Below are 12,645 nucleotides of genomic sequence, written 5' to 3' on the forward strand. Positions count from 1 at the left end.
CTCACAGAGTTCAACACCTCACCCCGATCCTTCAACAGGGATCCGTGCCAGAGTGCGCGTTGACGCCCGTGCCCGTAAGCTTGCTGCACGCCTCGAACACGGAGAAATCGCCGTCATCGACCATGCGGATATGGATCGGGCAACAGCCCAAGCCCTCATTGGAGCTGGCGCAGTTGCCGTGCTCAACGCCTCACCCTCGTCCTCTGGACGCTACCCCAACCTTGGCCCTGCACTGCTGCTTGAAGCGGGTATTGTCCTCGTTGATGACTGCGGACCGGACATTATGACCCTGCGTGAGGGCGATGAGGTCGTCATCGTAGGGGAGCGCGTGACCCGCAGTGGAACCACGATCGCCACCGGTGTGCGCCAGAGCGCCGCTGAGGTTCAGGCCTCTATTGAGAACACGCGTGAGGGGCTGTCCACCCGCGTCGCCGCTTTTGCAGCGACCACCGGAGAATACTTCGAACGTGAAGCGCCCCTGCTGCTTGAACGCGTCGGCCTGCCTGAGATTGAGACTGTGCTTGAGGGCGCCACCGTTCTTATGGTCTTCGACGACCCGAATTCTGCCGAGGAACTCAAGGCCTGCCGCGAGTGGATCCGCGACACCAACCCCCTGGTCATCGCCGTCGAAGGTGGCGCTGACATCGCTGCGAGAGCCCACCTGCGTCCCGCCCTCATCGTGGGCGACATGGAGCTCGTTTCAGAAAAACTCTTGCGTTCAGGAGCTGAACTGGTTGTCAGTGAGAGCCTGGATCGGCCCAACCCGGGTAAGGACCGCCTCAAACGAATGGGCCTGGAATACCGCGTGATGGAGACCTCCAGCACCGCCAAGGACGCCGCGATTCTTCTGGCAGCCCTGGCCCAGGCTCAGGTCATCGTCACTGTCGGCGAGCGCACAAGCCTTGAAGATTTCCTCGACCAGGGACGCACCGGCATGGCAGGCACCTTCTTCACGCGTCTCTTGGCTGGAACCCGTCTGGTGTCTGCGACAGCCATTGCCTCCACCCACCGGCCGCGCATCCGCATGATGTCGATCATCCTGCTGATCCTCGCCGCCGGCGCCGCCCTCGCGGCAGCTGTGAGCGTCACCCCACTGGGCGCAGACGTCGTTGACTCCGTCAGCGATCTACTAGGCTCAATGACCGTCCAGTCGCCCCAATCTGATGCCATTACAGGACAGTGAAAGAGAGTACATCCCATGATTAATTTCCGTTACCATCTGGTCTCTCTCATTGCCGTGTTCGTTGCCCTGGCTATTGGCATTGTTCTTGGAGCAGGGCCGCTGCAAGCGCGTATTGCCCGCTCGGTGACCCCCGCCGACTCTGGCGCTGTCACTGTTGACACGGAGGCTCTGGCTCAGGCTGAGGTGTTGATTTCGGCGGAGAAGGCTGGTGTTGATCACCTGTCACGGCGGCTGACAGCTTCAACCTTGAAGGGGATTCCGGTGGTGACTGTCTCCCTGCCGGGTACCGACGGTGAGGATATTGCTTCGGCGCGTAACGCGCTCAGCCAGGCGGGCGCGACGATGGCCGGCGCGGTGACGCTGACGGACAACTGGGATATTCAGGGCATGGAGCAGTACCGCCAGACTCTTTCCACTCCGCTGTCCTCGCACACTGTGCGTCAGATTCCTGCCGATGCGACCTCGGATGCTGTCATTGGTTATGCCATCGTTGACGTGTTGACGACGACTGGAGCGGAGCGCGATATAGCTGCCGAGATCCTCACTGATGCGACCACGCCGATCCTCACCCTCGATGAGGATCCCAAGGGCACGGCTCAGGCCATTGTCGTCATTGGTCCGCGGAATTCGGTACCGAAGAATATTGCGACCGACGAGAACATTCCTGTGCGTTCTTCGTCAGCTTGGATGGGTCTGGCTCGTGCGATCGCTGCTGCCCCTCGTGGCGGCGTCCTCGTGGGGGATGCCTCCCACGCCCAGTCGATGCTTGCCCAGATCCGTTCCCTGAGCGTTCCAGTGACGACCGTTGATCAGGTGGGGACGAATTCGGCGAATCTTGCGATGGTTTTGGCTTTGCCACAAGCTAATGAGCAGGCACGTTCCTTTGGTGTGGGGGAGGGGTCCACCGAAGTGTTCCCCGTGATCGAAAAGCTCAACTAAAGTGGGCGGGGTGCGTGCGAGCGCACGTGTCCTACATACCTGTCGTCATACTTCTATGAGGCGCCGGAGGCCGCTATGCCCTTGACCGAAATTGATCCTGTTGTTCACGGCCCGCTGTGCGATGAGCGTGCGAGTCGCCCTGTTCATGGGCGTACTGACATTTGGCAGGGCAGGATCGTCTCTGTTGCGACTGAAGAGGTTGAGATCGTCGCGGGCGAGGCGCCGGTGACCCGCGAGTTCGTCATCCATCCTGGCGCGGTTGCGGTGGTGGCTCTGCGAGGTGAGGCCGGTGCTGAAGAAATCCTTCTGGAGCGGCAGTACCGTCATTCAGTGCGCGCGAATCTGTGGGAGATTCCTGCTGGCTTGCTGGATGTGGACGGTGAGGATTATCTTGCTGCTGCCCAACGTGAGCTCGCGGAGGAAACTGACCTTCAGGCTGCGACCTGGCATGTTCTGACCGACTATTTCAATAGTCCTGGCGGGTGTACGGAGTCGGTGCGTATCTACTTGGCGCAAGATCTCACGCCCACAGATGAAGAGTTTGAACGCGAGGATGAAGAGTTGGACATGGTGGCTGCGTGGTGCCCGCTTGACGAGGCCGTGGCTGCGGTGTTGGAGGGGCGTTTCCATAACCCTTCCGCTGTGGCGGGGATTCTTGCGGTTGCGGCTGCGCGAGCACGCGGGTGGAAGGATTTGCGTCCGGCTGATGCGCCGTGGATGCGCTGATGGAGCCAGCGGGGGAGAGGCCAAGGGGAGACGCTGGTGGGAGTGCTGAGGCTGCACCCAGTGATTTCATGGCGAGGCGTCAGGAAAGTTGACGTGTCTCACCCTCGGCATAGGGTAATTTAGCAACGACTATCTTCCCAAAAAGACGTACACTGGACTCTGTCAACTAAACGGCGGGGCCTGGCCCTCGCGTTGCGGTGTATCGCTCCAACAACGGGAACAGAGAGAAGGTGGTGACAGCGATGTCAGAACACGTTGACGTTCGTACTCGCCAGCAAGTCCTCGACCTCATTGTTGAAAAGGGTCCAGTCACAGCCTCGGCAATCGCTCGGGTCCTGGGTCTGACCACCGCAGCCGTACGACGCCACATTACCCTGCTCGAAGAAGCCCATGAAATCGCTGAACGCGAGCCGGGCAACATCGGTAAACGAGGCCGCGGCCGCCCCGCCAGACACTACGTTGCAACGGAACGCGCCCACGAAAAACTCGCCGACGGCTACTCCGAACTCGCCCTCAAAGCCCTGTCCTACCTCGGACAGCTCAACGGCGACGAAGCAGTCGATGACTTCGCCGCAGCGCGCTCTCGTGAGATTGAACGCCGTTATGCGCCGATCGTGCGCGAAGCAGGAAATGACCCCCGCGTACGTGCGCAAGCTCTCGCTGACGCGTTGACCCAAGACGGCTATGCTGCCACAGTGCGTGATATCGGTGGAGGAACCTTCGCCATTCAGCTCTGTCAAGGGCACTGCCCTATTCAGACAGTCGCCGGGGATTTCCCCCAGCTATGCGATGCTGAAACTCAAGCTTTCTCTCGGTTGCTCGATGTGCATGTCCAAAGGCTTGCCACACTCGCCGGAGGAGAACATGTGTGCACGACCCACATTCCCGTGGGAGCACCAATCATTCGCCCGGGCAGCCGGGCCGCGTTGCGTAAGTGACGCAACCCGTTGAGATACACCATTACGAAGCAAGGACAAGTATGACTCAGTCACCGCCGGTGCCTGCCGCGGAAAACCGCCCCATGAGCGATGAAGAAATCATCGACTCCATTGGCGCATATGAGTTCGGCTGGCACGACAACGATGACTACTCCAAGGATGTCCCCTACGGCATCAATGAAGACATCGTGCGCCAGATCTCTGCGCATAAGAACGAACCCGAGTGGATGCTTGAGCGTCGCCTCAAGGCCCTCGAAATGTTCGAACGCAAGCCCATGCCCACCTGGGGCCCGGATCTGTCGTACCTGGATTTCGATGACTTCAAGTACTACGTGCGCCCCACCGACCGTCAAGTGAAATCCTGGGAAGACCTCCCCGAGGAAATCCGCGACACCTACGATCGCCTGGGTATTCCGGACGCAGAAAAGAACCGCCTGGTCGCTGGCGTCGCCGCCCAGTACGAGTCCGAGGTTGTCTACCAGCAGATCCAAGAAGACCTCGAACGACAGGGCGTCATCTTCCTCGACACTGACAGTGGCCTGCGTGAATACCCGGAGATCTTCAAGGAATACTTCGGGAAGTCCGTGCCTTCGGGCGACAATAAGTTCGCCGCACTCAACACCGCCGCATGGTCGGGTGGCTCCTTCATCTACGTCCCGCCGGGCGTCCATGTGGAGATCCCCCTCCAGGCCTACTTCCGTATTAACACCGAAGCAATGGGCCAGTTTGAACGCACCCTCATTGTCGCCGACGAAGGCTCCTACGTTCACTACGTCGAAGGATGCACCGCACCCATCTACGACGTGAACTCCCTGCACTCGGCAGTGGTGGAAATCTTCGTCCGCAAGGACGCGCGCGTTCGCTACACCACTATCCAGAACTGGTCCACCAACGTCTTGAACCTGGTGACCCAGCGCGCCATCGTTGAAGAAGGCGCCACCATGGAATGGGTGGACGGCAACATGGGTTCAGCCGTCACCATGAAGTACCCTGCCTGCTTCCTCATGGGTGAGCACGCACGTGGCGAAACCCTGTCCATCGGTTTTGCTGGCCCGAACCAGCACCAGGACACCGGCGCCAAGATGGTCCACATGGCACCCCACACCTCCTCCTCCATTGTCGCCAAGTCGGTCTCCCGTGGTGGTGGCCGCACCTCCTACCGTGGCCTGGTCGAGGTCCACCAGCGTGCCCGTCACTCCAAGTCCAATGTGCTCTGTGACGCGCTCCTGGTCGACAAGATCTCCCGCACAGACACCTACCCCTACGTTGACGTGCGCACCGATGACGTCGAAATGGGGCACGAGGCCACCGTATCCAAGGTCTCCGAAGACCAGCTCTTCTACCTGATGAGCCGCGGCCTGGACGAAAACGAAGCAATGGCGACCATTGTCCGTGGCTTCGTTGAGCCCATCGCGAAGGAACTCCCCATGGAGTACGCCCTCGAACTCAACCGCCTCATCGAGCTGCAGATGGAAGGATCGGTCGGCTGATATGACCCAAGAGACCACCACCCCCACCGAAGGCGCACAGCGTAACGGCGCCAGCGACTCCATGGTGCACGTCACCCGCGCTGACCGCTTCACCTCCTTCGACCTTGCTGAACACCCCGTGCCTCACGGTCGTGAGGAAGACTGGCGCTTCACCCCGATGCGCCGCATCCGTCACCTCTTCGACCCCGAAACCTACGCCGGAGAGGACGCCGCCCTGCGCGTCGACGCCAGCGCTGAGGTCAGCGTCGAAACCGTCGGCCGTGATGACGAACGCCTCGGCACCGTCCTCGCCCCCGGTGACCGCACCGCCGCCGTCGCGTGGAATGGCTTCACTGAAGCGACCATCGTCACCATCCCCAAGGCCGCTGCCGTTAACACCCCGATCGTCATCACCATTGACGAGGTCGAGGGCGCTCGCAACCAGCACCTCATGATCCGCGCCGAGGAACTCGCTTCCGCCACGGTCATCATCAACCACACGGGATCGGCGCAGGCGGTCCTCAACCAGAGCGTTGAGATTGAGGCCGGGGACGCCGCACAACTCACCGTCGTCTCCGTCCAGGAATGGGATGACACCACGGTTCATGCTTCCAACCACCGCGTGGCCCTGGGCCGCGACACCGTGCTGCGCCACATTGTCGTCACCCTCGGCGGCGACCTCGTGCGCGTCAACGCCGAAACCGACTTCCGCGGACCTGGCGGCCAGCTCACCATGCTGGGCCTGTACTTCGTCGACGCCGGACAGCACCTTGAGCACCGCGTCTTCGTTGATCACTCTGAGCCCAACTGCTACTCCCGCGTCACCTACAAGGGCGCACTCCAGGGTAAGGACGCTCATTCGGTGTGGATCGGCGACTGCCTCATCCGAGAGGCCGCTGACGGCACCGACACCTACGAACTCAACCGTAACCTCGTGCTCACCGAAGGCGCGAAGGCTGACTCGGTGCCCAACCTGGAGATCGAAAACGGCGAAATCGCAGGAGCCGGCCATGCTTCGGCCACCGGACGCTTCGACGATGAGCAGCTCTTCTATCTCATGAGCCGCGGCATCAGCGAAGCCGACGCGCGCCGCCTGGTCGTGCGAGGCTTCTTCGCTGAACTCATCGAGCAAATCGGTGTTCCCGCCGTTCAGGATCACCTGATGGCCGCCATTGAAGCCGAACTTGAACGCGCCTCAGCCGCTGGGGCACAAACGGTCTGACCCGACGCAATACTGAGCGTCCGACGACCACCACAAGAACAGACTGAAAAGCAAGACAGCGGCTGAGACCGCAAGGAGAAACAATGTCTACTTTGACCATCAAGGACCTGCACGTGTCCGTGGAGACCACAGAAGGTCCCAAGGAAATCCTCAAGGGCGTGAACCTCACCATCAACTCCGGTGAAATCCACGCCATCATGGGCCCCAACGGCTCGGGCAAGTCCACCCTCGCCTACGCCCTCGCCGGCCACCCCGCCTACGAGATCACCTCCGGTGAGGCATGGCTCGACGACCAGCTCATCACCGAAATGAGCGTTGACGAGCGCGCCAAGGCGGGCCTCTTCCTCGCCATGCAGTACCCCGTTGAGGTCGCTGGCGTGTCCGTGTCCAACTTCCTGCGCACCGCCAAGACCGCTATCGACGGCGAAGCCCCCCAGATCCGCAGCTGGGTGAAGGAAGTCAAGCAGTCCATGGAAAACCTCCGCATGGATGCCACCTTCGCTGATCGTGACGTCAACGTCGGCTTCTCCGGCGGTGAGAAGAAGCGCCTCGAGATCCTCCAGATGGAGCTCCTCAAGCCCTCCTTCGCCGTCCTCGACGAAACCGACTCCGGCCTTGACGTTGACGCCCTGCGTATCGTCTCTGAAGGCGTCAACCGTGTGCACGCAGCACAGGGCTGCGGCATCATGCTCATCACCCACTACACCCGCATCCTGCGCTACATCCACCCCAGCCACGTTCACGTATTCGTGGACGGCCGCGTGGCAGCACAGGGCGGCCCCGAGCTCGCCGAGCAGCTCGAAAACGAGGGCTACGACAAGTACCTCACCAAGTGAGCTCCAGATAGCGAATTGGTGAAGTGATGTCACAGAAGTCGGCCCCCGCACCCGTCCACGACGACGCCGCACCACGCGGCGGCGCCCGCCCATTCAACGACGCTGAGCTGGCGGAAATCCGCGCAGATTTCCCCATCCTCGAACGCGTTGGACGAGGCGGACGCCCCATCGTCTACCTTGATGCTGCAGCAACGGCCCAAAAGCCCCGCAGCGTCATCAGTGCGGAGGCCGACTTCTATACCTTCAATAACTCCGCCGTACACCGCGGCACGCATTTGCTGGGCGACGAAGCCACCCAAGCCTACGAGGACGCCCGCTACGAGCTGGCCGCCTTCGTTGGCGGACGCGGCGACGAAATCGTGTGGACGAAGAACGCCACCGAAGCCATTAACCTCGTCGCCTACTCCATCGGCAACGCCTCCATCGGGCGCGGAGGATCAGCCTCTCACTCGCTGAGGATCGGACCAGGCGACCGTATTGTCACCACCCGAGCCGAACACCACGCCAACCTCGTTCCCTGGCAAGAACTCTGCGCGCGCACCGGCGCTGAACTGGCCTGGCTTGACCTGGATGCTGACGGCCGCATCGACCTTGACACCCTCAGCGTCATCACCCCCAACACCAAGCTTGTCGCCTTTACCCACGTCTCCAACGTCACCGGCGCGCTCTCACCCGTGGACGCCATCGTCGCCGCCGCGCGCAATGTCGGCGCACTCGTGCTTTTGGACACCTGCCAATCCTCGGCCCACATGCCCATCGACGTTGCGGCGTTGGGCGTTGACTTCGCGGTCTTCTCCGCCCACAAGATGATGGGGCCCACCGGTATCGGCGCACTGTGGGCACGCCGTCGATTGCTTGAAGCGATGCCTCCCGTCCTTGGAGGCGGCTCCATGATTGCCAGTGTCACCATGGAATCGGCCGAATACATGCCGCCCCCGGAACGCTTCGAGGCCGGCACTCAACCCGTAGCGCAGGCAGCCACTTGGCCCGCAGCCCTTACCTACCTCACGTCTTTGGGAATGGACCGCATTCACGCACATGAGGCCGCTCTGACGGGTTACCTCATGGACGCGATCGGCGACATGCCCGGCATTAAGATTCTTGGCCCCACATCCTCTGCCGACCGTATTGGCGTGGTTGCCTTCGCCGTTGATGGCGTCCACCCCCACGACGTTGGACAGATTATGGATGGTGATGACATTGCGGTGCGCGTCGGACACCACTGTGCGATTCCGCTCCACCACTTCTTCGGTGTACGCTCCTCCACACGTGCGTCGCTGTCTCCTTTCACAACAGTGGCCGACATCGACCGTTTTGTGGAATCCTTAGGACGTGTCGGTTCCTACTTTGGAAGGGTCTAATGTCTAGCCTTGAACAGCTTTATCAGCAGGTGATCCTTGATCACTCCCGTCAACGCCATGGCAGTGGCACCCTCGACGAGGGAATGGGCGCTACCTCTCACCAGGTCAACCCCACCTGCGGTGACGAGGTCACCATGGGCGTGACCCTTGGTGCCGACGGCAACATCGAACGCATGGTGTGGGAGGGCGATGGTTGCTCCATCTCCCAAGCCTCCCTGTCCATCCTCAGTGACCTCATTGACGGCAAGGACCTCGCTCAAATCTCCGAACTCTACGCCGCCATGGAAACCATGATGCACTCGCGTGGCAAGGGAGTGCCCGACGACGTGCTTGATCTTCTTGAGGACGGTGCCGCCCTCGAAGGCAGCTCTCAATTCCCCAACCGCATTAAATGTGCCCTGCTTGGCTGGTACGCTCTGCGTGACTCGCTGGCTCAACTCGGCACCGATATCGCAGGAGAAACCCGATGACCCACACCGATCCCGCTGCGAACCCCATGGCGCAAAGCGAGCCCGTCGAACAGCGCTTCGCCCCTGTCACCGAAGAAGTGAAGAAGCTTGAAGGCACCGAAATCATCGAGCAGGGCACCCTTGCCGGTGAAGATATTCTTGAAGCCCTCAAAGACGTTATTGACCCCGAACTCGGCATCAACATTGTCGACCTCGGCCTGGTCTACGGCGTCACCATCAGCCCGGAGAACGCCATCCGCCTGAATATGACGCTCACCTCCGCAGCCTGCCCGCTCACCGACGTCATTGAACGCCAGGCTGAAATGATCCTTGCGGAGTTCTCCTCTGAGGTGTCCATCAACTGGGTGTGGCTACCGCCGTGGGGGCCGGATCGCATCACCACCGACGGTCGCGATCAGTTGCGTGCCCTCGGGTTTAATGTCTGAGGCGTAGCCCTTCGCCCTTCGTTTTGGTGGACCGCCGTCCGTTTTGCTAGACCGCCAAGGATCCCCGCCGCGAGACCGCCAAGGATCCCCGCCGCGAGACCGCCAAGGATCCCCGCCGCGAGACCGCCAAGGATCCCCGCCGCGAGACCGCCAGGGTACACCGCTCGTGCCCATGAGCCTTCACTTCGTTACGGCTCATATGCCCATCCGCACCGCGAGCAGTGTACCCTGGCGGCCTTTCCTACGCTGACGGCTTTCCTTGCGGGGAAGAGATTACGCCCACAGGTTCACATCTGCGTATGACAGCGACAGTCCTTCGGCGCACAGAGAGGATAGCCTCACTTGCTGCGCAGGCGATTGAGAATGTGCTCCTTGACGAGGCGACGCTGCACCTTGCCGAGCTGATTACGAGGCATGTCGAGGATGAACTCAATGCGGCGGGGGAGTGCGTAGTGGGGAAGCACGCGCTCAGCCCATGCACGCACCTGGTCCAACGAGAGCGCATCAGCAGCGTTCTTGAGAATGATCGCGGCCGTGACTTCCTCGCGCGCATCCCCAGCGGGCAGGCCAATCACGGCCACGTCCTCGACCTCGGGCATCGTGCGGATCGCCTGCTCGACCTGAGTGGGGTAGACATTGAAGCCGCCCGAGAGGATTAACTCCTTCTTACGGTCAGACAAGACAATGTAGCCATCCTCATTGACCCCAACATCTCCGGTCCTAAACCACCCATCTTCGGTGAAGACCTGGGCGTTCTCCTCCGGGGCATTGAGGTAGCCAGAGAACACATTCGGGCCCTTCAAAAGGATCTCGCCAGCCTCTCCATCCTCCACATCACGGCTGGGATCCTCCAAGTCAACGAGGCGAATCTCCATCGACGGGTAGGGCAAGCCCAACACGCCATGACGACGATTCGGAGAGAGGGGAGAACCACACGAGACCGGGGAGGTCTCCGACAGGCCATAGCCTTCAATAATTGCCCCTCCCGTGTACTCCTCCCATCGGCGAGCAAGAGCGCCAGATAACGGCATCGCCCCGCACACCGACCACTTGATGGAACTGAGGGGCTGACCGGCCGTCTCAGCCGCCAACAAAATACGCTCAAACATCGGAGGAACACCGGGCATGAAAGTCACAGGCCTACGGCGCATGGCCTCCAAAGCAAGCTCGGCGTCAAACCTCGGCAAGATCACCTGGGTCGCAGCCAAACGCACAGCGCTACACAGCAGTAGGGTCAGGCCAAAAGCATGGAAGTACGGCAGAGCCGACATAAAGGTTTCAGCGCCCTCATGAAGCTTCCACACCCAGAACACATTCTGGTTGACGTTGGCGCCAATATTGAGGTGTGTCAGGGGCACAGACTTGGGTACACCATTGGTGCCACCCGTATGAAGAATGACCGCACGATCTTCCACCGACGCATAAGGAGTGGTATCAGGCAGTGGAGAAGCCGCCGCAACCGCACGATCCCAGGAACGGGTGCCCGCGGGAACCTCGCCACGCATCTGAGCGCGAGTCTCGCGTGCCTTCGCCACCGGCAACGACAGCAGGAAACGATGCCTGGCAGGCATGGCCGCTGAAATATCAACGGTGAAGACCTGCTCAATCGAGGTTGAGCCATCAAGGGGATAGGCCTCAACGGACTTCTCCCACACGATCGCCACGCGGCCACCATGACGTTCCAACTGGCCCTTGACCTCGGCGGCAGGAGCCAAAGGATTATGTTCAGCGGCTACGGCGCCAATACGCATGCACGCCCAGAAGGCAACAAAAGCCTGCGGACAATTCGGCAAGGCAATGGCCACCACCTCGCCCTTCTTTACCCCCGCATCGCGGAGCACCTGAGCAGCACACAATACCTGCTGGTGAACCGCCTTATAGCTCAGTGTCGCACCAAAATAGTCGATCGCCGTGCGCGTCGGGTACAGGCGGGCAGCGTCGTCCAAGAGAGCGAAGAGCGACACCTCGGGGAGGGGGATTTCATAGGGACAGCCCGGATCGTAATGAGCGCGTGCTTGCTCAACGATACTCATGGCCATACCCAATCCCTTCACTGACGATTACCTTCTCAGGGTACTCCTGTCTGACGCCTGTCCCTGACACTTCTGGGGAGAAAGGGGAAGACGCGGCACAAGCTGCACCAATGCGCGCACTCGCAGGCGCCTGTCGAGCAGATGCTCAGAGAGAGCGTGCTTCCCAGGTGTTACACGCACCAATCGACCCCTGCGTCAAACCGTGCATCAGCCACTTCTGACGCTGCTCAGCCGAGCCATGCGTCCACGACTCCGGATTCGACCCGCCCTGGAAACGCTCCTGCAACCGGTCATCACCAATAGCCTGCGCCGTCTGCAAAGCCTGAGCAATCTCATCAGCGGTAGGAGTCTTCAAGAACGCCGCGCCAGATTCAGGATCAATCGTGTGCGACGCCCAATACATCCACACGCCCGCATAACAGTCAGCCTGCAGCTCCGAGCGCACACCACCGCCATTGGGTCCAGCCTCGCGCGTGTTGTAACGAGAGAAGACGCCCGAAATATTCTGAATGTGATGGCCCCATTCGTGGGCAACCACATACTCTTGTGCCAGAGGAGCATTGGCTGCACCAAAATCGCGCTCCATCTGGGTGAAGAAGTCAAGGTCGAGGTACACCGTGTGGTCAGCCGGGCAGTAGAAGGGGCCAACCGCTGACGTCGCATTACCGCAACCGGTCGATACAGAGTTCCGGAAGATCTTAAAACCGGGCATCTTGTAGGGCACGCCCGTCTGCTGCTCTGCAAGCTGAGCATTCCACACGACGTCAAGAGAATCCGCTGTGGTCACCATGCGGCACTCGGTGTAGGCATTCGCGTCAGCCCCCGTCTTGCAATGGGACAGGTCAACGGCGCTTTGAGCGGGGCCCTGCCCAACGGGAGCCTCTGAGAGCATGGAGGTGAGGTCAATCCCGGTGTACTGGGAGATCAAGAACAACGCGATGACGCCCAAGATGGAGCCTCCACCAAGACTTGCGGCACGACCGCGACCGCCGGAGGTTTTTACGCGGGAGGAATCGGATCGTACGCTCTCATTGAAACTCATG

Annotated in this window: 12 protein-coding genes; 10 read left to right on the forward strand and 2 right to left on the reverse strand. The window is 60.8% G+C overall.

Going from position 1 to position 12,645, the window contains the following annotated elements; all coding sequences use genetic code 11:
* The first annotated feature begins 52 nt into the window (after nucleotides 1-52).
* The 10 genes from steA (at nucleotide 53) to HWX48_RS05470 (ending at nucleotide 9,569) form a co-directional block, all read left to right on the forward strand.
* Nucleotides 53-1,183, forward strand: coding sequence for a putative cytokinetic ring protein SteA (gene steA, locus HWX48_RS05425; RefSeq protein WP_175955370.1), 1,131 nt, complete (start codon nucleotides 53-55; stop codon nucleotides 1,181-1,183).
* Nucleotides 1,184-1,198: 15 nt separating this feature from the next.
* Complete coding sequence (locus HWX48_RS05430; protein WP_175955371.1) at nucleotides 1,199-2,122, forward strand: copper transporter; 924 nt, start codon at nucleotides 1,199-1,201, stop codon at nucleotides 2,120-2,122.
* A 75-nt stretch (nucleotides 2,123-2,197) separates the two neighbouring features.
* Nucleotides 2,198-2,848 (forward strand): NUDIX domain-containing protein, encoded by a 651-nt coding sequence (locus tag HWX48_RS05435; RefSeq protein WP_175955373.1) that lies wholly within the window; start codon nucleotides 2,198-2,200, stop codon nucleotides 2,846-2,848.
* A gap of 242 nt (nucleotides 2,849-3,090) precedes the next feature.
* Complete coding sequence (locus HWX48_RS05440) at nucleotides 3,091-3,786, forward strand: metalloregulator ArsR/SmtB family transcription factor (protein ID WP_175955375.1); 696 nt, start codon at nucleotides 3,091-3,093, stop codon at nucleotides 3,784-3,786.
* 41 nt (nucleotides 3,787-3,827) lie between these two features.
* A complete protein-coding gene (sufB, locus tag HWX48_RS05445) occupies nucleotides 3,828-5,276 on the forward strand; it encodes a Fe-S cluster assembly protein SufB (RefSeq protein ID WP_217701595.1) in 1,449 nt (482 codons plus the stop codon).
* A 61-nt stretch (nucleotides 5,277-5,337) separates the two neighbouring features.
* Nucleotides 5,338-6,477, forward strand: coding sequence for a Fe-S cluster assembly protein SufD (gene sufD, locus HWX48_RS05450; protein WP_254872992.1), 1,140 nt, complete (start codon nucleotides 5,338-5,340; stop codon nucleotides 6,475-6,477).
* Between the two features lie 83 nt (nucleotides 6,478-6,560).
* The gene (gene sufC / locus HWX48_RS05455) at nucleotides 6,561-7,313 is read left to right on the forward strand and encodes a Fe-S cluster assembly ATPase SufC (protein ID WP_175955380.1); all 753 of its coding nucleotides are present in this window, start codon (nucleotides 6,561-6,563) and stop codon (nucleotides 7,311-7,313) included.
* A gap of 26 nt (nucleotides 7,314-7,339) precedes the next feature.
* Entirely contained in the window at nucleotides 7,340-8,674 is a 1,335-nt protein-coding gene (locus HWX48_RS05460) for an aminotransferase class V-fold PLP-dependent enzyme (RefSeq protein WP_175955382.1), read from the forward strand.
* Nucleotides 8,674-9,144, forward strand: coding sequence for a Fe-S cluster assembly sulfur transfer protein SufU (gene sufU / locus HWX48_RS05465; RefSeq protein WP_175955384.1), 471 nt, complete (start codon nucleotides 8,674-8,676; stop codon nucleotides 9,142-9,144). The genes HWX48_RS05460 and sufU overlap by 1 nt, the downstream gene beginning before the upstream one ends.
* Nucleotides 9,141-9,569 (forward strand): metal-sulfur cluster assembly factor, encoded by a 429-nt coding sequence (locus HWX48_RS05470; RefSeq protein WP_254872976.1) that lies wholly within the window; start codon nucleotides 9,141-9,143, stop codon nucleotides 9,567-9,569. Before sufU ends, HWX48_RS05470 begins: the two co-directional genes overlap by 4 nt.
* A 338-nt stretch (nucleotides 9,570-9,907) precedes the next feature.
* On the opposite strand, the gene HWX48_RS05475 is transcribed toward HWX48_RS05470, so the two are convergent.
* Both HWX48_RS05475 and HWX48_RS05480 read right to left on the reverse strand, forming a co-directional pair.
* On the reverse strand, nucleotides 9,908-11,608 hold the full coding sequence (locus HWX48_RS05475; protein ID WP_175955386.1) for an AMP-binding protein: 1,701 nt from the start codon (nucleotides 11,606-11,608) through the stop codon (nucleotides 9,908-9,910).
* A gap of 139 nt (nucleotides 11,609-11,747) precedes the next feature.
* Nucleotides 11,748-12,644, reverse strand: coding sequence for a neutral zinc metallopeptidase (locus HWX48_RS05480; protein ID WP_175955388.1), 897 nt, complete (start codon nucleotides 12,642-12,644; stop codon nucleotides 11,748-11,750).
* Between the last annotated feature and the right edge of the window lies 1 nt (nucleotide 12,645).

This window comes from Schaalia sp. Marseille-Q2122 (genome assembly GCF_903645355.1).
GTDB lineage: Bacteria > Actinomycetota > Actinomycetes > Actinomycetales > Actinomycetaceae > Pauljensenia.

Coding starts and splice junctions, on each gene's coding strand:
- HWX48_RS05430 (WP_175955371.1), top strand. CDS start 1,199: ATGATTAATTTCCGTTACCATCTGGTCTCTCTCATTGCCGTGTTCGTT.
- HWX48_RS05435 (WP_175955373.1), top strand. CDS start 2,198: ATGCCCTTGACCGAAATTGATCCTGTTGTTCACGGCCCGCTGTGCGAT.
- HWX48_RS05440 (WP_175955375.1), top strand. CDS start 3,091: ATGTCAGAACACGTTGACGTTCGTACTCGCCAGCAAGTCCTCGACCTC.
- sufB (WP_217701595.1), top strand. CDS start 3,828: ATGACTCAGTCACCGCCGGTGCCTGCCGCGGAAAACCGCCCCATGAGC.
- sufD (WP_254872992.1), top strand. CDS start 5,338: ATGGTGCACGTCACCCGCGCTGACCGCTTCACCTCCTTCGACCTTGCT.
- sufC (WP_175955380.1), top strand. CDS start 6,561: ATGTCTACTTTGACCATCAAGGACCTGCACGTGTCCGTGGAGACCACA.
- HWX48_RS05460 (WP_175955382.1), top strand. CDS start 7,340: ATGTCACAGAAGTCGGCCCCCGCACCCGTCCACGACGACGCCGCACCA.
- sufU (WP_175955384.1), top strand. CDS start 8,674: ATGTCTAGCCTTGAACAGCTTTATCAGCAGGTGATCCTTGATCACTCC.
- HWX48_RS05470 (WP_254872976.1), top strand. CDS start 9,141: ATGACCCACACCGATCCCGCTGCGAACCCCATGGCGCAAAGCGAGCCC.
- HWX48_RS05475 (WP_175955386.1), bottom strand. CDS start 11,608: ATGGCCATGAGTATCGTTGAGCAAGCACGCGCTCATTACGATCCGGGC.
- HWX48_RS05480 (WP_175955388.1), bottom strand. CDS start 12,644: ATGAGTTTCAATGAGAGCGTACGATCCGATTCCTCCCGCGTAAAAACC.